Below are 22635 nucleotides of genomic sequence, written 5' to 3'. Positions count from 1 at the left end.
AGAGTCATGCATGTTTGATTACGTCAATGAATTGTGGCAGATTTTCCTAAATCGACCTGACCATCTGGCAGTCTTGAGTATCATCCCTGTGACCGCCTTTGTAACATGGGCACACGTATGGATGGCATTGAAAATGGTATTTTACCCAATCAACTTTTGGGGCTTCCATTTAGGACCATTACCTGTCGGTTGGCAAGGAATTGTGCCACGTAAAGCTGGACGTATTTCAGGCATCATCACTGATAACACGCTATCTAAATTGGGTTCATTGCGAGAGTTTTTAGAAGCAATGGATCCAGAAGATATGGCGATGATCATCGGTGAGCAGGTAGGGTTTGAGCTTGAGCATCTGATTGATGAAGTGATGATTGATCGTAATGCTGTACTTTGGGAAAACCTACCTTATTCGATTAAGCGTCGTATCTACGCGCAAGCACATAAACAGTTACCCACGACACTTAGGGAACTTGTGACTGAGCTGACCATGAACGTTGAGTCACTGGTGGACATGCGTGAAATGGTGGTGAGCCAAATGGAAGGTGACCGCCGTTTAATGGTACGCATGTTCCTGAAAGTGGGTCAGAAAGAAATTAATTTTATTTGGCATATCAGTGCATTAATAGGGATGTTCTTTGGTATATTCCAAATGATCGTTTGGTTTGTAGTGCCATGGCACTGGACGGTTCCGTTTTGGGCAGCAATCTGGGGCTTTTTAACCAACTGGATTGCGATCTGGATGGTCTTCAATCCGATTGAACCACACTATATTCGTTATCCGCAGATTTTTCGTCTGACCAAAGACCGCAAATTTCCTTGGATTGTGCCTGTGTTAAAGATTGGTACTTACAACGTTCAAGGCGCATTTATGAAGCGTCAGGAAGAGGTTTCCGATGTATTTGCCAGTGTAGTGACTGAAGATTTAATTACCTTAAAGTCCATCATGACTGAAATGATGTATGGTAGTAGAAAAGACAAAACTCGTCGTATTGTCAAGCGTCATATCAATGAAATTATGGAAACTCCACTGGTCAGAACCTCATTGCAGCTTTCATTAGGGCCAAGAGAATATGCTAGACTCAAGACCGACTTGATTGATCGCTCAATTGAAATTACCATGGGACCAGTATGTGACCCAGCTTTGAATGCAAGTCGTGCGCAGAAGATCTTTCAAATGTTTAGAGACCGCATCCGTGAACTAACACCGAAAGAGTTCCAAAACTTATTGCGTCCTGCGTTCCAAGAAGATGAGTGGATCTTAATTGTACTCGGTGGGGTGACTGGTTTCTTTGCTGGTTTAATTCACTTATTTGTTGCTTTCTTATAATTAATTTGATGTTGGTTGAGTGATAAGTCTGTATGATATTGCTCAATTTAAGATTTATTGTTTTTAAATGAGGATGTTCTTTTATGCGCATTATTTTACTCGGACCACCTGGGGCAGGCAAAGGTACTCAAGCTCAGTTGATCTGTAAGCGCTACAATATCCCACAAATTTCAACCGGTGATATGCTCCGTGCTGCAATTCGTGAAGGTACTGAACTTGGCTTAAAAGCGAAAAGCGTCATGGAATCAGGCGGTTTAGTCTCTGATGAACTGATTATTGGCTTGGTTAAAGAACGTATTGCTCAGCCTGACTGTGAAAATGGTTGTATCTTTGACGGTTTCCCGCGCACAATTCCACAAGCTGAAGCATTAGAAACAGCTGGAATTAGCATTGATCACGTGATTGAGATTGCTGTACCTGACGAAGAAATCGTGCAACGTCTTTCTGGTCGTCGTCAGCACCCTGCATCGGGTCGTGTTTATCACATTGTTTACAATCCACCAAAAGTGGAAGGTAAAGATGATGAAACAGGTGAAGACCTAGTGCAACGCCCAGATGACCAAGAAGAAACGATTCGTAAGCGTCTTGGGTCTTACCATAGCGAAACTGAGCAATTGGTTGGTTTCTATCAAGGTCGTGCTGCTTCTGGTGAAAATGCACCAACTTATGACAAGCTAGATGGTTTACGTGCCATCGAAAACGTTCAAGCTGATTTATTTGCAATCTTAGATAAATAATTTAAGTTGCAGATTTTAAAAGAGCTCTGAATACAGAGCTCTTTTTATTTGGAGGAAGCTCATGCTAAAAGTTGTTTTGATTTTAGTGGTCATTTTCAGCATCGTTTTACTGTTATTTCTTTTGTACCAAAGTCAGAAAATGCTGCGTCATGTGCAACAGCAACAAGCCTTGGAAAATAGAAAAAATGGTAAAGCTCGCCAATTACATCCAAAACTGCAACAGCAAAAAAAACCTCAGGATTAACTGAGGTTTTTTATTGCGATTGGTTTGCTTGCACCAAATTCAAACCGATCTGGCCAGTTACAGACATCTGCAACGATACATTCACCACATTTCGGTTTACGTGCGATACAGCAATAACGACCATGTAAGATCAGCCAGTGATGGGCATCAATAATAAATTCTTTCGGAATTACTTTAATCAAGCGATCTTCTACTTCTAAAACATTTTTTCCAACAGCTAAACCAGTGCGGTTACCGACACGAAAAATGTGCGTATCAACGGCCATGGTCGGCTGACCAAAAGCAGTATTCAGTACCACGTTCGCCGTTTTACGTCCTACACCGGGGAGGGCTTCCAATTCTTTACGTGTTTCTGGAATTTGACCTTGATATTGATCCACCAAAATTCGGCAGGTTTTAATCACGTTTTCAGCTTTAGAATTATATAAGCCAATGGTCTTGATATATGATTTTAAACCATCAATTCCGAGGTCTAAAATGGCTTGAGCGGTATTGGCATCAGGATAGAGTTTATCCGTGGCTTTGTTGACGCTGACATCAGTTGCTTGAGCAGACAGCAATACTGCAATCAGTAGCTCAAAAGGAGAGGAATAGTTCAGCTCGGTCTGAGGATGTGGTCTCTGTTCACGTAAACGTTCAAAAAAGGTCTGGATCTGCTTTTTAGTCATATTTTTTACGGACATTTAGACCTCCTGCAACTCAGTTAGACGTTGTTGTAAAGCAATTAATTGGGCTTGCTTTGATTCATCAGCACGAACACTGAGTTGTTTTTCAAGTTTTTTAATCTGGGTGCGTACTTTTGCAAGTTCGATTGTTGTTTTCGCATCGAGTGTGGTGTTTTCTTTCGGCTTATCCGCCAAGGTTATCACGGGGACATTATTGAGCGCCTGAGAAAATTGGGCGAAAAACTCCACATCAATTTCAGCACGTACAATTGGCCCTTTACGGCTCAAGCGACGTTTTTCTTCACGTTGGATATGCGCGTAATAACGATGTCTTAAATCATCCTGTTCAGCCGTACGTTGCGTTGTGGTGGGTAAAGGTTGGGTATCTTCAACCAGATCAATGCAGTCGACTGGACAAGGTGGAATGCATAACTCACAACCCGTACACAGGTCAGTCAAAATACTGTGCATTAATTTTCCACTACCAATAATCGCATCGACAGGGCAGGCACTAATACATTTGGTACAGCCAATACATTCATCTTCACGAATCACAGCTTTGATCCGTTGTGGTCGACCATCCAGTTGAATATCCCAAACGCTGGGTTCAGCTTTGAGTTGCGGGCGTTCTAACAAGGCTGCCAGTGCATCTGCAACAGGTTGTCCACCAGGCACACATTTATTGGCTTCCTCACCCTCTGCAATCGATTTTGCATAAGGTAAGCAGCCATCACGATGCCCGCATAAACCACATTGTGTTTGTGGTAACAGTTGGTCAATTTGGACAATAAGCGCATGTTGTGCAGTTGGGGACATGTATCGAAGATGAAGCAAAAAAACAGGGAGCTTAGTATAGCAAATAATGATTTATCGCGGCGAAGCAATCGAAAAATATCCGTAGCGTTGAAAATAGGTTGTGCTTATAAATAGTGCTTTTATTGATGTTTTTTAGTGCAATTAAGTTTTCAGATAAATCTGCTTTCCTGTTGGAATGTGACTTTTTCTACATTTTTGACCTTCATTTATTATATAAATAATGAATATTTATTAACATAAGTAAATGATTTTAATTAATAAAAATAGTTAAGCTTAAAAATAATATTGTGATGAAATAGTAATCTGTATTTAATAGATGGAAACTCTATTTTGGTGCATTTTTAGCACCAAGATAAATCACAAGCTCGGGGGTGAATGTTGAAATACAATAGCTTAAATGACTTTCTGGATTATGTTAAAGCTAGAGATCCATATCAACCTGAATTTTTGCAAGCGGTCGAAGAAGTGATGACCAGCTTGTGGCCATTCATTGAGAAAAATCCGAAATATGCTCAATATGGCTTGCTAGAAAGACTGGTTGAACCTGAGCGAGCGATTCAATTCCGTGTATCGTGGATGGATGACCAAGGTCAGACCCATGTCAATCGTGGTTTCCGCGTTCAATACAACTCTGCAATTGGTCCATACAAAGGGGGAATGCGTTTCCATCCTTCTGTGAATTTGTCCATTTTAAAGTTTTTAGGCTTTGAGCAAACCTTTAAAAATGCGCTAACTACTCTGCCAATGGGCGGTGGTAAAGGCGGTTCGGATTTTGACCCTAAAGGTAAATCTGAAGCAGAAATCATGCGCTTCTGCCAAGCTTTGATGCTGGAGCTATACCGTCATCTAGGCTCAAATACCGATATTCCTGCTGGGGATATTGGGGTGGGTGGTCGAGAAGTTGGCTATATGACAGGCATGATGAAAAAGTTAAGTAACGACACATCTTGCGTATTTACAGGTAAAGGGATTTCATTTGGCGGTTCATTGGCTCGCCCTGAAGCAACAGGCTATGGCACAGTGTATTTTGCAGAGGAAATGCTGAAAACTCGTGGCGATAGTTTTTCCAATAAAACCGTATCGATTTCAGGTTCAGGCAATGTGGCGCAATATGCCGCAGAAAAAGCGATGTTCTTAGGCGCTAAAGTTGTGACTTTGTCTGATTCAAATGGTACGGTCTATTTAAAGAATGGCTTCACTAAGGCTTTGCTCGATGAAGTGATGGAATTGAAAAATGTTCAACGTGGTCGGATGTCAGAATTTGCATCAAAGCATGGTTTTGAATATTTCGAAGGCAAAACGCCGTGGCATATCCCAATCGATATTGCTCTACCTTGTGCAACACAAAATGAGCTGAATGCTGAAGATGCAGTAACGTTATTGTCGAATGGCGTGATTTGCGTAGCAGAAGGCGCGAATATGCCATCTACACTTGAAGCGGTTGAAAAATTTATTGCAGCGAAAATCCTGTATGCACCAGGTAAAGCATCGAATGCAGGTGGGGTAGCAACTTCAGGTTTGGAAATGTCGCAGAATGCCAATCGCTTGGGTTGGTCATTTGAACAGGTTGATGAGCGCTTACATGCGATTATGAAAGAGATCCATCGTAACTGTGTCAAATACGGGACTCAGGAAGATGGCTCAATTAACTATGTTGATGGGGCGAATATTGCAGGTTTTGTAAAAGTTGCTGATGCAATTTTAGCGCAGGGTATTTATTAAAAATCGTACGAAATCCCTCTTTAATAAAGAGGGGGCTTCCCATAAAAAATCCGATGACAAAGCATCGGATTTTTTTATTTCTGAATGAAATTATGGTTTTTTCACAATCTCTTGCTCAACAACCATATCGAGTACGTCTGCAATGCTTGATTGGTCAGCAGCAGGGTTTTTAATGTCAAAACGTTTAACACGTACAATCACACGTTGTTGTGGGTTGTGTTCAAAACCTTCGATTTGACCGTAGTACAATGACCAGTTTTTATCTGCGTAAGTTTTTAAACCTTTGTCATCATATTTGATTTCACGAACTTGCATACAAGTTTGTGGTGCCACGCCTGTGCAAGATTTAGTTTCAGGTGAAATTTCTAAGAAAACTGTTTTACCTTCAGACTGGTATTTTGCTTCTGGGGTCATTTTACCAACGAAAGTATATTTTTGACCTTTAGCATCCGCGATTACCAATGTTGGTTGCTCTGGGTTGGCTGTATTTACTTCAAACGCGATTTGACGTTTTTGTAGAAGATCACCCGCGAATTTTTCTTGCGCCATCAATGCTGGTTCACATGCCATCATGGTTGATGCACCATCACCTGTAGCGATTAAACCATTTTCAATTTTCCATGATGTATTTAAACGGTTGCAACCTGTGTCTACAGATAAGCGATCATTGGCTAAGAAGCTTAATACGATTGGACGTTTAGTATTAGCAGGTTGATATGACCAAGTGTAGTTAGTTAATACGTTGCTATTTGCCACTTTTGCACCTGTAAATACATGCTTTTGACCTTTGGCATCAGTAACAGTCAAAATTGCTTGACCATTTACTGTGCTGATTTCAAATGGTACTTTTTTCTCGCTGAAGATGTCAGCAGATAAGCGCTCTTGCTGCATTAAATCATCAGCACAAGCCATCATTGTTGATACAAGCGGGGACGTTACAATCTTGTTGTTTTCAACAGCCCAAGTACCGCCTTGGTTGTTACAGCCAGTTTGGATTGCAAGTTTTTGGTCAGCGTTAAAAGATAACACTAAAGGTTTAGATGCTTTAGAACCTTGGTAGGTCCAATTATATTCAGTTAGGTTTTTTGCAGCAGTTGTATTAATTTGAGAAATTACATTATCAGTTACATTTTGCACAGTTTGGCACGCCATTAAAGAAAGCGGAAGTAATGCAAGAACTAAATATTTGATTTTCATATTCAAAACAACGATAAATAAATAACAGACATAAGCTTAAAGGATTCTTAAAAAGAGAACATGTCATCCTTTTAGCAATTAAGTTTGTTAAATGTTTCTATTTGTAAAATTTTGGAAAAATATAGCAGATTTATAGGCTTGCCGTTATTTTGAGCAAGCCCATTTTATTTTTATGTGATGTAGTTGGTTATTTAATCAAAACGATAAATATCCATACCCAACGAGCCCATCGAGAAGCTGCTATGTACAATATTGAAACGATGACCTGTACCCATTGCAAAGAATAGTGGCGCAAGGTGCTCAAGGCTCGGGTGATTACGCTCAATATAAGGCAAAGATGGCCAATCTAGTACCGCATCGTAATCTTGATGACTGAGTTTACTGACCACTGTATTACGGAAAGTACTGGCCCATGCGGGTACATCGGCATCAGCATGCCATGACAATTCAGCCAGATTGTGAGTAATACTACCTGAACCGATCAACAGAATTTGTTGCTCTCGTAAAGGTGAGAGTACTTCTCCAACATGGTAAATGTCATCAGCACTCATATAAAGGGGGAGTGAAATCTCAATCACTGGGATATCTGCATCTGGATACATGTGCAAAAGCGGCATCCAGACGCCATGATCGCGTGGACGGGTACTATTGGCATGTGCAGAAATACCCGCTGTTGCAAAGCGCGAGAGGATTTCTTCTGCCAGTTTTGGTGCGCCTGCCGCAGGGTAACGAATGTCATATAATTCAGGCGGAAAGCCACGGAAGTCATGCCACGTTTCTGGGCGTGTTGAAGTGTTGACTTCTAAGGCTTGGCTTTCCCAGTGCGCTGACATCACCACAATGGCCTGTGGTTTCGGCAAGTTACTGCCCAGACGATGCAGTGCAGGACCCACTTGCTCTGGATCAAGTGCCAGCATGGGCGAACCATGAGAAATAAATAATCCGGGTAAAGTTTGCAGATCCATAAATAAACACCTGAAAGGGAATACACCATTATCCTGACAAATTCAGTACTGCAGTGATAGCCCTTAAATTTCAACATGTTGTTCTAAAATTAGAACAGTTTTAAGCACGATGGTACGGGTGGTTATGATTAATACTCATGGCACGATAAAGTTGCTCAATCAGTAGAATACGTACCATTGGGTGCGGCATGGTCAGTTTTGACAATGACCAATGCCAAGCAGCAGCTTTACGAACAGCATCGGAATGCCCATCAGGACCACCAATTGCAATCGCAATATCATTGCCTTCAAGCATCCATTGTTTCATCGTATCAGCTAACTTTTCCGTACTCAGCTCACGACCATTTACTTCTAAAGCAATCAAGGTTTCATTGGATTTGAGTGCATTTAGAATACTTTCACCTTCAATTTGACAGTATTTCAAAATATCTGCCTCAGAGTCATTTTTGCCACGCTTTGCCATTGGAAGCTCAATCACCTGTGTTTGTACAAAGGGCTGGATACGTTTGAAATAGTCTTCAAATCCAGTTAACACCCAAGCAGGCATTTTTTGACCAATGGTGAGAATGCGGATTTTCATAGGCGTGTGTGCTTGAGGAAATGAGCCCTATTATAAACGCTGTTCTTTGTTACATGCAGGTAAGTATGGTTTATCTAGTCATAAAAAATACAAAAAGCAGTTGTAGCATAGTCATAAAAAACGCAGCTCAAAACGCGTATGAGCTGCGATCAAAGTGCCATCCGTCTGGAGTTCGGATGGCGCTAAAATGAGTTCATGAGTCAAATTTAGCCTTTGTTTTTATCGACTCTATTTTATTATGCCGCATGTTGGTTATTTTTCAACCATATTGTGTAACAAAAAAAGAGAGCCGAAGCTCTCTTTTATGTCCAATCATTTACTGATTAGTGACGTGCTGCTTTTGCTTCTTCGACTGGTTTTACAATCGGTGTCTTTGGCAAAGGCTTTGGTGTATCTGTCAGTGCTAAAGGTAGAATTTCATCAATGCTTTTCACTGCTTTGATTTCTAATCCTTCTTTGACATTGTCAGGAATTTCAGCCAAATCACGGACGTTATCTTGTGGAATAAACACCAGTTTGATTCCACCACGGTGAGCCGCAAGAAGTTTCTCTTTTAAGCCACCAATACGCATCGCGCGACCACCTAAACTGGTTTCACCTGTCATCGCGATATCTGGACGAATCGGAATACCTGTAAATGCCGACACAAGGGCAGTGGTCAGGGCTAAACCAGCAGATGGACCATCTTTTGGCGTTGCGCCTTCAGGCAAGTGAACATGCACATCTGTTTCTTCAAAACGTGATGCTTCAATTCCCAATTCATCAGCACGCGTACGTACTACAGTCATCGCAGCGGTAATTGATTCCTTCATTACATCACCAAGTGAACCAGTAGTAATGAATTTACCTTTACCTTTGACTGCTGCAACTTCAATGGTAAGTAATTCACCACCGACAGAGGTCCAAGCCAAGCCATTAACACGACCCACTTGTGCTTCATCTTCTGCAATACCGAAGTCAAACTTATGTGGACCTAAGTATTCAGGAAGATTGGCTGAAGTCACGTCAATCTGTAAGTTTTTAGACTTCTTGCTCACCGCTTCTTTCACGACTTTACGGGCAATTTTAGACACTTCACGCTCTAAACTACGAACACCCGCTTCACGTGTATAACGTTGTACGATGTCGCGGATTGCCTCTTCGTGAACAGTCAATTCTTTTGCACGTAAACCATTGTTCTTGATCGCTTTTGGAACAAGGTAACGTTCAGCAATATTCACTTTTTCATCTTCGGTATAACCCGGAAGACGAATGACTTCCATACGATCCAGCAAGGCCTCAGGAATATTCATGCTGTTTGCAGTACAGATGAACATCACTTCTGAAAGGTCAAGGTCAAGATCTAAATAATGGTCATTGAACTTGCTGTTTTGTGATGGATCAAGTACTTCAAGCAACGCTGAAGCAGGATCACCACGGTAATCTTGTGCCATCTTGTCGATTTCATCGAGTAAGAACAATGGGTTCTTGACACCGACTTTCGTCAATGACTGCACGATCTTACCTGGCATCGCACCAATATAAGTACGACGGTGACCACGAATCTCGGCTTCATCACGTACACCACCGAGTGCCATACGGACAAACTCACGACCTGTTGCTTTTGCAACTGATTCACCGAGTGAAGTCTTACCAACACCTGGAGGACCAACCAAACATAGGATCGGACCTTTGAGTTTTTTAACACGAGACTGAACTGCCAAGTATTCAACAATACGATCTTTTACGTCATCTAAGCCGTAATGATCTGTATCAAGAATTTCCTGTGCTTTCGCAAGGTTAATACTGACCTTGCTGGCTTTATTCCAAGGCGTATCTAAAATAACTTCTAGATAGTTGCGAACAACAGCAGCTTCGCTTGAAGCAGGTTGCATCGCTTTCAGCTTACGAAACTCAGCTTCAGCTTTTTTACGTACGTGCTCAGGTAAATCTGCTTCCGCAAGACGTTTTTCAATTTCTGCAACGTCATCTTCCGCACCGCCATTCATATCGGAAAGTTCACGTTGAATGACCTTCATTTTTTCATTTAGAAAGTATTCACGTTGGTTCTTTTCCATTTGGCGTTTTACACTGTCATGCAGCGTTTGCTCAATTTGCTGTTCAGCAGATTGATTCATCAAATAGCTCATTAACTCTTGTAAGTGATCTTCAAACTCGTCGTGCTCTAAAAATTTTTGTTTCACTTCAATATTTAAAGGTACACGAGTTGCAACGAAGAACATCAATTGCAATAAGTCTTCGATTTTGTTTGCTGCTGCAACGAGTTCACGTGCATTACGTAGTTTCGCTTCTGCATATTGAGCGAATAGGGTACGTAATTCATTTAAGCGAGTCTCTTGGGTCTCTTCGTCCAAAGGTAATGTCATTGGGCTTAAATGATGTTCAGCTGTTAAGTATTCTTCTCCGTCAATAATGCGTTCTAACTTAGAACGATGTAGACCTTCAATAAGTACTTTAATGCAGTTTTCATCATTTTCATGATTGACTACTTGTACGATCTTAGCCACGGTTCCATATTGATAGAGATTATCGTGATCAATTTCTTCTGTGAGCGAATCTTTTTGCGCAACTACAAATACTAAATTGTCACTGTTACGAGCCACATCCACTGCATTGATCGATTTTTCACGACCCACGAATAGCGCGATTTGCATGTGTGGATACACCACAACATCACGTAACGCTAATAGTGGTAATACACTTGGAACCTGTGGCTCTAAGCTAGTTTCATTGTTTAAGATATATTCAGACATGGGCACTCCTAATGAGTGACAACGGTGTTGCCATGTTTTTTATAGTGATGTGCATTTGAAAAAATACAAGGGGGTAGGATTAGAAAATATAAAAAAAAGACTAAATTACTCAAGATTCATTGCGGAAATAAGAAAAAAAGCATGCTAAGGCATGAAATAATAAAACTTTTTAGGGCAAAGTAAGGCATTTAATGGTTGGTCCCATTTCTGCCTTAATAGTGGGGTGTCAACATATTGAAATGTGTGAGCAAGGCCAAGACGGTAAGGACGATGTTTGGCTGATGCCAAGGTTCGATCATAATAGCCGCCGCCCATGCCAATACGTGTTCCAAACTGATCACAAGCCAGTAAAGGCATAATGAGTAAGTCTAAATATGAAACATGTTTGCCACGACTTGCCATCGGCTCTTTCATTCCCAGGGGGTGATGGGAAAATCTCTTATTTAAATATTGTCTCGAGCTCACTTTTACCCAAACTAAATGCTGATTCATATTACAAATCATGGGCAAATAAACTTGTTTATTTTGCCTAAAACAAAGCTTTAACAGTTGATCGGTATGTACTTCACCAAAGGCATGTAAATAAAGTCCAATTTTTGATGCGGATTTAAATCGAGTAAATTGTCTAAGTTGAACCAAAACACGTTGTTCAGCTTTCTTTTGTTCGTAATGAGAGAGTTGTCTTCTTTTTGAACGGAGTTGTTTTCTTAATGTGTTTAATGTCTGACTCATAAGGTTTAAAAAAACTGTTTTGAGGTAAAGGCAATCATACCTGATTTACTGTCTGAATTCTAAAATCAAAGCTTTTTATACTTTTAAGTAAAATTAACAACTTATATATCAATCTGTATTTATTCTAACAAATATGGTTTTAATTATTTATTCCAATAATTAATGGGTGTTTGAGGTATTGAATATTATTTATTAATACATTAAAGAGTAATTACTCTATTTTTCATGTTCTTTATAAAATAAAACACAATAAAAACAAAATGAAACAAATAATTATTTTTATTATTTTAATCAAATATTTAATCAATTGTTTGTTTTGTGAATATGAGAAATATATCTCACTTTATAGATAAAAATGTTTATTCATACTTTACCAATTTCCTTGGTTTTATTAGCATCCGCGACTCTTTTTTTAGCACCGAACTAAAAATGCTCATTGGCATTTTTAGACCATCAATAACTGTAGTAATTATCTGAGAATTTTTATGAATAAAGTATATAAAGTGGTTTGGAATGCATCGATTGGCGCATGGGTTGCAACATCAGAACTCGCAAAAAGCAAAACAAAAACCAAATCAAAAGTTCTCAATTTATCTGCTGCAGTTTTAGTTGGGGCTGTTACTTTCTCTTCAAATGCACTTGCAGGGACAGTACTGGGGAATGGAAGTAGCACACCGAATAAATGTAATAATTCTGGCTCTGTAATTGTAGGTGGGGGCAATACCCAATCTTGTGCAAATAGTGATTTTGCTATTGCAGTGGGTAATGATGTGCAGTCAACAGGTAGAGGTTCAATTGCGATTGGTAGTGGCTCAAGAGCTGAGTCAAGACAACCGAATCTTGATGGTAAAGGGGCTATCGCAATTGGTAATGATGCAATTGCTTATGGGGATAATTCAGTTGCAATTGGTGGTCAAGCGAGTACAACAGAAGACTTTACAGTGTCTTTTGGGCATAAAAAAGGTGATCCTAAGTACTATCAAGGTAAAGAACAAGGTGCTTGGGAAGACGATAGATTTTTAAGAGTTACAAATATCGCAGAAGGTGTCAAAGATAATGATGCGGTGAATGTATCTCAACTTAAAAGTGCCGTAGCAGAAGCAAAAACACATTACGTTAGTATTAATGATAATGGCACGAAAGGTAGCAATTATGAGAATGATGGCGCTAAAGGTCGTAACTCAATTGCTGTCGGTGTAAATACAACTTCTAATGGCATAGAGGCAGTCGCGGTTGGCTCAAATGCAAAAGGCGTAGGTACTGGTGCAATTGCTGTAGGTAGTGCAAGCGAGACAGTTGGTAGTGGTGATGTATCGATCGGTCGTAATGCATCAACAAAAGGTGCGACGGGTAGCGCGTCTGGATATAGTAATCAGTCGATTGCAATTGGTGATCAAACTAAAGCAATCGGTGATCAATCCATTGCAATTGGCGCAGATGTAATTGCACGCGGTAACTCATCTGTTGCAATTGGTGGTGATGATGTTGATAAAATTGCTCGTGATACTGAATTAAGCCAAAAATACACCGAAATCACAGGCGGAAAGTTACAAGCTGGTAAATACCCAACAACTGAAGCAAATCATGGCTCTACTGCAGTTGGTGTTCAAGCTGTAGGAACAGGAGCATTTGCTTCGGCTTTCGGTATGACCTCTAAGGCGACAGGTGATGCTTCATCTGCTTTTGGTGTGATGTCAAATGCTGCGGGCAAAGGTGCTTCTGCATTTGGTGCTGTTGCACAAGCAACGGGTGATGGTGCCTCAGCAATCAGATCACAGATACTAAGACTGAGCTCAACAACACGATCAATAACACCAAAACTGAATTTAACACCAAAATTGACAACACTAAGACTGAGTTGGAAAACAAAGGTCTGAACTTTGCCGGTAATGCTGGTGCGGATGTACATCGTAAGTTGGGTGAGAAGTTAAATATCGTTGGTGGTGCTGATGCTGCAACAGCAGAAGACAAGACCAGCGGTGAAAACGTGATTACCCGTACCACAGCAGATGGCATCAAAGTTGAATTGTTGAAAGATGCGAAATTTGACAGCATCACCACTGGCGACACGGTATTAAACGACAAGGGTGTAACCATTAAAGATGGTCCGAGTATCACTAAAGATGGCATCAATGCGGGTGATAAAGTTATCAGCAATGTTGCAGATGGTTCAATTGCCAAAGGTTCAAAAGATGCAGTGAACGGTGGTCAGATTCAGAATATTTCTGACAGCATTAAGAACAGCATTGGCGGTAACACGACTGTTAATAAAGACGGTAGCATCAGCACCAATAATATTGGCGGAACTGGTAAAGACAACATCAATGATGCAATCAAGTCGGTAGATGACAAAGTCACTACAGGTGTTAATGATCTGACCAATAAAGGTCTAAACTTTGCAGGTAATGCAGGTGCAGATGTACATCGTAAGTTGGGTGAGAAGTTAAATATCGTTGGTGGTGCTGATGCAGCGACTGCAGAAGACAAAACCAGCGGTGAAAACGTGATTACCCGTACTACAGCAGATGGTATCAAAGTTGAATTGTTGAAAGATGCGAAGTTCGACAGCATCACCACTGGCGACACGGTATTAAACGACAAGGGTGTGATCATTAAAGATGGTCCAAGCATCACTAAAGATGGCATCAATGCAGGTAATAAGGTCATTAGCAATGTTGCAGATGGTGTGAATGGTAAAGATGCAGTCAATGTTGACCAGTTAACCAAAGTTAAAGATGGTTTAGATGGCAAGATTACTGATACCAATACTAAGTTGGATGATGCGAAGAAAGACTTGGGTAACCAAATCACGGACACCAACAACAAGTTAGACGATGCAAAGAAAGACTTGGGTAATCAGATTACAGATACCAAGACTGAGCTCAACAACACGATCAATAACACCAAAACAGAACTGAACACCAAGATTGATAACACCAAGACTGAGTTGGAAAACAAAGGCTTGAACTTTGCAGGTAATGCAGGTGCAGATGTACATCGTAAATTGGGTGATAAGTTAAATATCGTTGGTGGTGCTGATGCAGCGACTGCAGAAGACAAGACCAGCGGTGAAAACGTGATTACCCGTACCACAGCAGATGGCATCAAAGTTGAATTATTGAAAGATGCGAAATTCGACAGCATCACCACTGGCGACACGGTATTAAACGACAAGGGTGTAACCATTAAAGATGGTCCGAGCATCACCAAAGATGGCATCAATGCAGGCGATAAAGTCATTACGAATGTTGCTGATGGTTCAATTGCCAAAGGTTCAAAAGATGCAGTGAATGGTGGTCAGATTCAGAATATTTCTGACAGCATTAAGAACAGCATCGGCGGTAACACGACTGTTAATAAAGACGGTAGCATCACGACCAATAACATTGGTGGAACTGGTAAAGACAACATCAATGATGCAATCAAGTCGGTAGATGACAAAGTCACTACAGGTGTTAATGATCTGACCAATAAAGGTCTAAACTTTGCAGGTAATGCAGGTGCAGATGTACATCGTAAGTTGGGTGAGAAGTTAAATATCGTTGGTGGTGCTGATGCTGCAACAGCAGAAGACAAAACCAGCGGTGAAAACGTGATTACCCGTACAACAGCAGATGGTATCAAAGTTGAATTGTTGAAAGATGCGAAGTTTGACAGCATCACGACTGGCAACACCGTTATTAATAACAATGGCTTGACCATTAAAGATGGTCCGAGCATCACCAAAGATGGCATCAATGCGGGTGATAAAGTTATCAGCAATGTTGCAGATGGTGTGAATGGTAAAGATGCAGTCAATGTTGACCAGTTAACCAAAGTTAAAGATGGTTTAGATGGCAAGATTACTGATACCAATACTAAGTTGGACGATGCGAAGAAAGACTTGGGTAGGCGATACGCTGAATGTTAAAGATGCAATCAATGTGGGCAGTGGTGCAACCAAAGTTAAGATTGATGGCACGACCAATACCATTGGTGGCTTAAGCAACACGACTTGGAATGGCACAGCAGTATCAGGTCAGGCAGCGACTGAAGATCAATTGGCAGCAGTTGATGGCAAGCTTGGTAACTTGGACGATGCAGCGGTTAAATATGATGACCCTGCAACCAAAGACAAAGTGACTTTAGCGGGCGCAGGTGGCACCACCATTACCAATGTTAAAGCTGGTGCGGTGAACTCGACTTCGACCGATGCAATCAACGGTAGTCAATTACACGGTGTAGCCGATAGCGTTAAAACTGCAATTGGTGGCAACACGACGATTGATGCAACGACGGGTGCAATCACGACTAGTAACATTGGTGGCACAGGCTCGAACACGATTGATGGTGCGATCACCAGCGTTAAAGATGCAGCAACCAAAGCGAAAACAACGGTCACTGCTGGAGATAACGTTGTTGTAAGCAAGGTCAAGAAACGACGGATCGCCTGACGATTGGTCAAACGGTACAGAAGATGAATACCGATGGTATTAAATTCTTCCATACCAATGCGGATACTTCTAAAGGCGATTTAGGAGCAACCAATGACTCAAGTGCAGGTGGTATCAACTCTACTGCGATTGGTGTAAATGCAATTGTTTCAACTGGTGCAGACAGTGCAGTTGCTTTAGGTCATAACAGTAAGGCTGGAGGAAAAGAGTCAATTGCAATTGGTCAAGGTGCCGAGGCATCTGGATTACAATCAATCAGCATTGGTACTGGTAACAAAGTGAAAGGTGATCACTCTGGTGCAATCGGTGATCCAACAATTGTTGATGGTGCGAACAGTTATTCTGTGGGTAACAATAATCAAGTGCTTACAAATGATACTTTTGTCCTTGGTAACAATGTAACCAAAACAGTAGCTGGATCAGTTGTGTTGGGTAATGGTTCAGCAGCGACAACGGGTGCGGGTGTTGCGGGTTATGCATTATCTGCTATCACAAGTGCAGATAAGACAGCAATTGATAAAACAACTTCAACTACTGGTGCAGTTGCAGTGGGTGATGCGGCGAGTGGTATTTATCGTCAAATCACGGGTGTTGCAGCAGGTAGTGACGATGCCGATGCCGTGAATGTTGCTCAGTTGAAAGCTGTGGGTAACCAAGTTGTCAAGACTCAAACTGCGCTTGTAGATAGTTTGGGTGGCGGTGCTAAAGTTAATAATGACGGTACAATTACAGGACCGACTTATAATGTAGCCCAAGGTAATCAAACCAATGTTGGCGATGCATTAACGGCACTTGACAAAGCGATTGGCTCTGTAGGAACAACATCGAAAACGACTGTAACCAATGGTCAGAATATTGTTGTGAATAAGAGCAAAAATGCAGATGGCTCTGATAACTATGAAGTTGCAACAGCAAAAGACTTAACTGTTGATTCTGTGAAAGCAGGTGATACTGTTCTGAATAATGCTGGTATCACAATTGGTAATAATACGGTTGTGTTAAACAACACTGGATTAATCATTGATGGTGGTCCAAGTGTGACGACTAAAGGCATTGATGCAGGCAATAAGCAAGTTATCAATGTTGCAGCAGGTACGAAAGCAACTGATGCAGTAAACAAAGGTCAATTGGATAGCGCAATCAGCAATGTGAATAACACTGTGAATGAGCTTGCTAATAATGCAGTGAAATACGACGATGCCAACAAAGACAAGGTTACATTGGGTGGTGGAGCCAATGGCACCACGATTACCAATGTGAAAGATGGTACTGTTGCTCAGGGTTCTAAAGATGCTGTGAATGGTGGTCAGTTGTGGAATGTTCAGAAGCAAGTTGATCAAAACTCAACTGATATTCAGAACATTAATAACAACATTAGTAACATTAACAACGGTAAGTCTGGTCTGGTTCAACAGCAGACTGCCAATGGTGAAATTACGGTTGGTAAAGACACTGGTGGTACAAGTGTCAATGTGGCTGGTAAAGATGGTGATCGTGTTGTAACTGGCGTTAAAGATGGTGCAATTAGTGCGACATCCAAAGATGCGGTGAATGGCTCTCAGTTGAATGCAACAAACAAAAAAGTTGTTGAATTCTTAGGCGGCGGAGCTGGTTATGACAACATTACCAATAGTTTCACCAACCCAACCTACAATGTTGGGGGCAAAGATTACAACAATGTTGGCGGAGCAGTTGATGCTTTAAACAAAGCCGATCAAGCATTGAATAGTAAAATTGACAATGTAAGTAATCGTCTTGAGCAAGCATTCTACTCAACCAATCAACGTATTGATGACGTAGAGAAAAAAGCCAATGCTGGTATTGCCGCGGCAATGGCATTGGAAGCTGCACCATATATCGCTGGCAAATATACTTACTCAGCAGGTGCTTCTTATCATGGTGGTGAAAATGCAGTCGGCGTAACCTTACGTAAGACTGCAGATAATGGTCGTTGGTCAATCACGGGTGGTGTAGCTGCTGCATCACAAGGTGATCCAAGCGTACGTATCGGTATCAGTGGCGTAATTGACTAAGGGACTCGTTATGTAGGAGAGCCCTTAGGCTCTCCTCATCTCCAATAGATAAAGAGAGTTAAAATATGAAAAATATGATAAAAGCATTGGTTATCGGGATCACATCTTCTTTCGCAATGGTGACATTTGCAGCAGATGATGAAGTTGTTGTTCAACAAGAGGAAATCAAATTTCCAGCAGTTGAAAAGAGCTATCTCAAACAAGTGCAGCGTTATGAATACGATAATGTTGCTCGTTTAGGAACAGGTTTAACCAAAGACCAAATCCGACATGTATTGGGAAATCCTCAATTTAGTGAGGGTCTGTTCTTTGTTAAAACTTGGAACTACGTATTAGATGTTCGTCAGCCGAATAGCCAAGATTATTTACGTTGTCAGTTGCGTGTAGACTTTGACAAGCAAGCATTATCAGAACGCTTATCGTGGAAAGGCGAGGCCTGTGAAGGTTTAATGGCTTGGGGAGCGAATAATCAAGTTCCAGCAGATACCAATTTAAATAGTCTACGTTCATCAAGTGTATTTTTTGCATTTGATCGTTCAAATGCCAATGCAATTGAACAGGGACCTAGTTCAGTGGCAGCAATTGCACAACGGATCAAACAAGCGCCAGCGAATAGCCCTGTAATTGTTGCTGGCTTTGCAGATCCTTTAGGTAAATTTGCCTATAACCATCAATTATCAGCACAACGTGCCAATACCGTTGCTAAGCTGTTGGTCAATGAAGGGGTTGATGCGAATCGCATTCAAATTCAAGCTAATAGCCAAACGGATCTATACCAGCAATGTGCTGGACATAGGGCAAATAGTCAACTTGTAGGCTGCTTAGCTCCAAATCGACGTGTAAATATAAGCTGGTAAATTTATTCAATAAGAAATGGCTGCTTAAGGGTGGCCTTTTTTATTCCCGTGTAATACCTGATGGTAAAAAACTCTCCTTAATTTGAACGGTGTTCAGTACTTTGCTATAAGTGGCATTAATATTTGTCTATTTTTTTAATCTTCCTTTTTGTTTTAATTTATTGATTTTATGCGGTTTTTAATTTTCTGGTTTTATTCTGCATAAATAATAATTTTTGTGAACTGTCTGACAATTTGCTTTAATTTTGTTTAAAAAGTGATCTAATATACGCCGCATGAAATAACATTTTCAGATGTCAGTTTCATGTATCTAAATAATTAGATTGAATATTTGTGGGGTAAGTAACGAGAGTGGTTTCACTTCTTGGCTTGATAAAAATATTCAAATTTTTTAAAGCAGTTTTATAGAGGGAAAAACAATGTTGGATTCTAAAGAACTTATTGTACTCGATCAGATACTTGTCCTCACCAAAGAAGGCAAAAATGATTTAGTTTATGAAAATGACACATTACTAAAAGTAAAGATGATCTCGAATCAACACATTGTGGTCGAAGATGATTATCAGACCAATTTTCTATTAAAGCGACAAGATGAAAATGTCGTTTGGTCGTTTATTTAAGCTGAGAAGAATCGCATCTGAGTCGAAAAATTGGTCATAAAATTTTATTATTCAATGGTTTATTTTTATAGTGCAATTCTGTGATTTGGATGTTTATTCTCGTATAGTCAATATTTTTTTGTATTTTGACTCAATTGACACCATCCAAAGAAAAGCAGTCAATTCTATTTCTATGCTTTATCCTTAATTTGAATAAAACTATTGGGAAATAGCTAAGGATGGAACAGGTGATGCAAAATAATAAATTCACGACATTTTTGAGGCCTTTCGCTGTGTCATGTATCTTGGCATCATCATTTGGGGTGATAAGTCCAAGTTATGCTGCGCCCGAAGGGAAACTAGATTTAACGCTTTCTCCGCATTCACAAAATAAAGTTAAGCAATTATTAAACGATCCCAAAACTTGGCAACAGATTCCTAAACAAGTCACTTTATGCGTGTTTTCTCCAAATGGTGAGCATAGTGAAGCATTTGAGCAAGCAACCAGTTACATCACAGAAATTCCAAGTATCGTCCGTGTAGCCAAACAGTTTGGTGTAAACATGAACGTGACACGTCCTTCGCATTTACAATTCAAATTAGACTTTGATTACCCAAAATTGAAAAAACAGGCATCGACTGTGGTCAATCTCAAGGTCTATACCAATGAAGCTGTATTAACTGAAGATTTCCGTAGTAAACGTTGTGATGGGGCTGGAATTAGTAATTTACGTGCAAAACAGTTTAATAAGTTTGTGGGCAGTGTCGATGCGATAGGTGCATTACAAACCTATAAGCAGCTCAGTTCAGTGATTCAGGTTTTGGCTAATCCAAAATTTGATGAAAAGATGACAAATAATGATTATGAAGTGGTTGGAATTGTACCGTTAGGTGCAGCCTATATCATGGTCACAGATCGTAATATTAATACCTTGGCAAAAGCCGCAGGTAAGAAAGTTGCCGTGTTCCAATTTGATGAGACCCAAAAGAAATTGGTACAGAACGTTGGTGCTCAACCTGTCTCTGTTGATTTGGTAACTGTGGGTGGGAAATTTAATAATAAAGAAGTCGATATTATGGCAGGTCCAGCCATTTTATTTGAGCCACTTGAATTGCAAAAAGGCATGACTGATAAATCAGGCAAGGCCGTCGGTGGGATTATTAAATTTCCTGTGATTCAAGTGACAGGGACGCTGATTATGCACCGTAATAAGTTTCCAGCAGGTATGGGATCGATTGCACGTGAAGTCATTTCTAAGCAGTTAAATCCTGCATTTGAATTTGTCGACAAGATTGAAGCAAAAATTCCTGATAAATTTTGGTTGAAATTGAATGAAAGCGACAAACCTGGTTATGTTCGATTGATGCGTGAAGCGAGGATTCAAATGACCAAAGAAGGTTTTTACGACAAAGATATGATGAAGTTGTTGAAACAGGTACGTTGTTCACAAGACCCAAGCAATTATGAATGTGCTTTGAAAGATGAGTGATAAGTCATATCCAAAGAATTGATCATTGAGTCTGCAGAAATGATTTACTTTATTTAGATTGATATCTATTAGAGTAAATCATGGATGTGATTAATAAGATTAAAAGTAAATTACAAAAACAGAATGTAAGCTTGAATACACCGGCAACATGGCAGGAAATTTTGGCTTTTGAATACAAGTATCAAGTCAAATTATCGCCAATTTTAAGAACTTACTTCTTAGAGTTTAATGGTATAGCTAACCGAGATATGGATGATAACTATTTTACATTTTTGTCGCTGGCTGACTTTCAATTATTCGAAAGTATTTCAAGCTACTATGATAAAGATAAGTATTTATATCCGAACTGTTTTGTATTTTCGGACTATCTAGTCTGGTGTTGGGGGTATGTGGTACAACTCGATCAGCTTGGTTTGGATGGTGTTGTATATCAAGTGGGAGGGGTAGAAAAAGTAAAAATTGCAGATTCTTTCACAGCATTTTTAAATCAATATTTAATCGATAGTGATGAATTATTATAAAAATAATTAATGGGGACTGTTAAAAGCATAAGGTTCATTCGAGATAAATGCTTTATTAAAGATATAATTAGAAGTTAAATTATTATTTTAATTATATTTAAAAAAGATACTCCAGAGGTGCCGCTGCATGGTCGTTACCCTGAACCCGATGAGTTCAAGGTGGAGGTGACGCATACTTAATGGGTTTCCTACTCGAGGCAGGCATACACTCAAAATACACAGAACACATCCATAAATTTAAGTATCGGCAGGGGAATAGACGTACTGGCGAACACCCTAGAGATGTTTCCTATTATAGTTAAATCAACAACGACCACAAGAGTTAAATATTGTGATTTGTATGTTTTACTAACAATTAGAAAATTAAGTTTAATAAGATTATAAAATCTAAAAACAGGATAAATCGTTATTTGAAATCAAATATGGGTCTCCAAAATGCCGCTGCATGTCTTTACCCTTGAACACTAAGGTTCAAGGTGGAGAGCGCTGTATATTATCTGGGTTTCCTACTCAGGGTAGGCATACACGCTAAATATTCAGAAACGCTTTCCGATTAAGAAGGATATCACGGCTCAGGGGAATCAGACCGGCTGGCGTACACCTCAGAGATGTTTTTAATTATAGTGAAATTAGGGGCTGTCGCAAGGGGAGAAAATAGAGAGATTTGTAAGTTTAAGTTTACAGTTAAGATGTTAAATAGAAGTGACTGAATTGAAAAATATAATAAATAAATCGATTTTTTAATTAAAAAATAATCTCCAGAAGTACCGCTGCATGTCTTTACCCTTGAACACTAAGGTTCAAGGTGGAGAGCGCTGTATATTGTCTGGGTTTCCTACTCAGGGTAGGCATACACGCTAAATATTCAGAAACGCTTTCCAATTAAGAAGGATATCACGGCTCAGGGGAATCAGACCGGCTGGCGAGTACTCCAGAGATGGATTGCATTATAGTGAACTCTGACGAT

At 40.2% G+C, this 22635-nt stretch carries 15 protein-coding genes, 3 other RNA genes and 1 pseudogene; 9 read left to right on the top strand and 10 right to left on the bottom strand.

Annotated features, from left to right (window positions below; translation table 11 throughout):
- The first annotated feature begins 10 nt into the window (after window positions 1–10).
- The 3 genes from MN869_RS02890 (at window position 11) to MN869_RS02880 (ending at window position 2305) form a co-directional block, all read left to right on the top strand.
- Window positions 11–1324, top strand: a complete 1314-nt coding sequence (locus MN869_RS02890; RefSeq protein ID WP_005202334.1) for a hypothetical protein — start codon at window positions 11–13, stop codon at window positions 1322–1324.
- 83 nt (window positions 1325–1407) lie between these two features.
- A complete protein-coding gene (adk, locus tag MN869_RS02885) occupies window positions 1408–2061 on the top strand; it encodes an adenylate kinase (RefSeq protein WP_004801251.1) in 654 nt (217 codons plus the stop codon).
- A 61-nt stretch (window positions 2062–2122) separates the two neighbouring features.
- Window positions 2123–2305: a hypothetical protein gene (locus MN869_RS02880; RefSeq protein WP_004801249.1), complete on the top strand. Its 183-nt coding sequence runs from the start codon at window positions 2123–2125 to the stop codon at window positions 2303–2305.
- Here the strand turns inward: MN869_RS02880 and nth are convergent.
- Together nth and MN869_RS02870 are read right to left on the bottom strand one after the other, a co-directional pair.
- Window positions 2302–2988, bottom strand: coding sequence for an endonuclease III (gene nth, locus MN869_RS02875; protein WP_005202335.1), 687 nt, complete (start codon window positions 2986–2988; stop codon window positions 2302–2304). The two genes, MN869_RS02880 and nth, sit on opposite strands and share 4 nt — an antisense overlap.
- A complete protein-coding gene (locus tag MN869_RS02870; RefSeq protein ID WP_225761804.1) occupies window positions 2989–3804 on the bottom strand; it encodes an RnfABCDGE type electron transport complex subunit B in 816 nt (271 codons plus the stop codon). It lies immediately after the preceding gene.
- A 357-nt stretch (window positions 3805–4161) separates the two neighbouring features.
- Between MN869_RS02870 and gdhA the strand changes: the two genes are divergently transcribed.
- Complete coding sequence (gdhA, locus tag MN869_RS02865; RefSeq protein ID WP_005202337.1) at window positions 4162–5508, top strand: NADP-specific glutamate dehydrogenase; 1347 nt, start codon at window positions 4162–4164, stop codon at window positions 5506–5508.
- Window positions 5509–5598: 90 nt separating this feature from the next.
- On the opposite strand, the gene MN869_RS02860 is transcribed toward gdhA, so the two are convergent.
- The 5 genes from MN869_RS02860 to MN869_RS02840 all read right to left on the bottom strand — a co-directional run bounded on the left by MN869_RS02860 (window position 5599) and on the right by MN869_RS02840 (window position 11735).
- Window positions 5599–6705 carry an META and DUF4377 domain-containing protein gene (locus tag MN869_RS02860; protein ID WP_005202338.1) on the bottom strand — a complete coding sequence of 369 codons (1107 nt, stop codon included), beginning with the start codon at window positions 6703–6705 and terminating at the stop codon, window positions 5599–5601.
- Between the two features lie 191 nt (window positions 6706–6896).
- Complete coding sequence (locus MN869_RS02855) at window positions 6897–7670, bottom strand: class III extradiol ring-cleavage dioxygenase (RefSeq protein ID WP_005202340.1); 774 nt, start codon at window positions 7668–7670, stop codon at window positions 6897–6899.
- Between the two features lie 100 nt (window positions 7671–7770).
- Window positions 7771–8250: a 23S rRNA (pseudouridine(1915)-N(3))-methyltransferase RlmH gene (gene rlmH, locus MN869_RS02850; RefSeq protein WP_004801239.1), complete on the bottom strand. Its 480-nt coding sequence runs from the start codon at window positions 8248–8250 to the stop codon at window positions 7771–7773.
- Window positions 8251–8573: 323 nt separating this feature from the next.
- Entirely contained in the window at window positions 8574–11003 is a 2430-nt protein-coding gene (gene lon / locus MN869_RS02845) for an endopeptidase La (RefSeq protein WP_005202342.1), read from the bottom strand.
- Window positions 11004–11147: 144 nt separating this feature from the next.
- A complete protein-coding gene (locus tag MN869_RS02840) occupies window positions 11148–11735 on the bottom strand; it encodes a 5-formyltetrahydrofolate cyclo-ligase (RefSeq protein ID WP_005202345.1) in 588 nt (195 codons plus the stop codon).
- A gap of 485 nt (window positions 11736–12220) precedes the next feature.
- Between MN869_RS02840 and MN869_RS02835 the strand changes: the two are divergent.
- The 5 genes and pseudogenes from MN869_RS02835 (at window position 12221) to MN869_RS02815 (ending at window position 21668) form a co-directional block, all read left to right on the top strand.
- A pseudogene (locus MN869_RS02835) lies at window positions 12221–18201 on the top strand (ESPR-type extended signal peptide-containing protein).
- 65 nt (window positions 18202–18266) lie between these two features.
- Complete coding sequence (locus tag MN869_RS02830) at window positions 18267–19058, top strand: OmpA family protein (RefSeq protein ID WP_005202348.1); 792 nt, start codon at window positions 18267–18269, stop codon at window positions 19056–19058.
- A 419-nt stretch (window positions 19059–19477) separates the two neighbouring features.
- The gene (locus MN869_RS02825; protein WP_004808602.1) at window positions 19478–19678 is read left to right on the top strand and encodes a hypothetical protein; all 201 of its coding nucleotides are present in this window, start codon (window positions 19478–19480) and stop codon (window positions 19676–19678) included.
- Between the two features lie 230 nt (window positions 19679–19908).
- On the top strand, window positions 19909–21147 hold the full coding sequence (locus MN869_RS02820; RefSeq protein ID WP_005202349.1) for a putative solute-binding protein: 1239 nt from the start codon (window positions 19909–19911) through the stop codon (window positions 21145–21147).
- Between the two features lie 80 nt (window positions 21148–21227).
- Complete coding sequence (locus tag MN869_RS02815) at window positions 21228–21668, top strand: SMI1/KNR4 family protein (RefSeq protein WP_005202350.1); 441 nt, start codon at window positions 21228–21230, stop codon at window positions 21666–21668.
- Between the two features lie 104 nt (window positions 21669–21772).
- Here MN869_RS02815 and ssrS (MN869_RS02810) read toward each other — a convergent pair.
- From ssrS (MN869_RS02810) to ssrS (MN869_RS02800), 3 genes are all read right to left on the bottom strand, one after another.
- A non-coding RNA gene (gene ssrS / locus MN869_RS02810) (6S RNA) lies at window positions 21773–21954 on the bottom strand.
- Between the two features lie 137 nt (window positions 21955–22091).
- Window positions 22092–22280, bottom strand: a non-coding RNA gene (ssrS, locus tag MN869_RS02805) — 6S RNA.
- Between the two features lie 139 nt (window positions 22281–22419).
- Window positions 22420–22609: non-coding RNA, 6S RNA (ssrS, locus tag MN869_RS02800), on the bottom strand.
- Window positions 22610–22635: the final 26 nt, after the last annotated feature.

The sequence above is a fragment of the Acinetobacter sp. NIPH1876 genome (genome assembly GCF_022808535.1).
In the GTDB taxonomy this organism is placed as follows: domain Bacteria; phylum Pseudomonadota; class Gammaproteobacteria; order Pseudomonadales; family Moraxellaceae; genus Acinetobacter; species Acinetobacter higginsii.
Note: the sequence above shows the minus strand (reverse complement) of the source record. Positions and strands in the feature narration are given on the sequence as shown.

Excerpts from the sequence above, each read along its gene's own strand:
- MN869_RS02880 (WP_004801249.1), top strand. The coding sequence starts at position 2,123 with ATGCTAAAAGTTGTTTTGATTTTAGTGGTCATTTTCAGCATCGTTTTA.
- lon (WP_005202342.1), bottom strand. The coding sequence starts at position 11,003 with ATGTCTGAATATATCTTAAACAATGAAACTAGCTTAGAGCCACAGGTT.
- MN869_RS02820 (WP_005202349.1), top strand. The coding sequence starts at position 19,909 with ATGCAAAATAATAAATTCACGACATTTTTGAGGCCTTTCGCTGTGTCA.
- MN869_RS02815 (WP_005202350.1), top strand. The coding sequence starts at position 21,228 with ATGGATGTGATTAATAAGATTAAAAGTAAATTACAAAAACAGAATGTA.
- gdhA (WP_005202337.1), top strand. The coding sequence starts at position 4,162 with ATGTTGAAATACAATAGCTTAAATGACTTTCTGGATTATGTTAAAGCT.
- rlmH (WP_004801239.1), bottom strand. The coding sequence starts at position 8,250 with ATGAAAATCCGCATTCTCACCATTGGTCAAAAAATGCCTGCTTGGGTG.
- MN869_RS02860 (WP_005202338.1), bottom strand. The coding sequence starts at position 6,705 with ATGAAAATCAAATATTTAGTTCTTGCATTACTTCCGCTTTCTTTAATG.
- MN869_RS02890 (WP_005202334.1), top strand. The coding sequence starts at position 11 with ATGTTTGATTACGTCAATGAATTGTGGCAGATTTTCCTAAATCGACCT.
- adk (WP_004801251.1), top strand. The coding sequence starts at position 1,408 with ATGCGCATTATTTTACTCGGACCACCTGGGGCAGGCAAAGGTACTCAA.
- MN869_RS02825 (WP_004808602.1), top strand. The coding sequence starts at position 19,478 with ATGTTGGATTCTAAAGAACTTATTGTACTCGATCAGATACTTGTCCTC.
- MN869_RS02855 (WP_005202340.1), bottom strand. The coding sequence starts at position 7,670 with ATGGATCTGCAAACTTTACCCGGATTATTTATTTCTCATGGTTCGCCC.
- nth (WP_005202335.1), bottom strand. The coding sequence starts at position 2,988 with ATGTCCGTAAAAAATATGACTAAAAAGCAGATCCAGACCTTTTTTGAA.
- MN869_RS02840 (WP_005202345.1), bottom strand. The coding sequence starts at position 11,735 with ATGAGTCAGACATTAAACACATTAAGAAAACAACTCCGTTCAAAAAGA.
- MN869_RS02830 (WP_005202348.1), top strand. The coding sequence starts at position 18,267 with ATGAAAAATATGATAAAAGCATTGGTTATCGGGATCACATCTTCTTTC.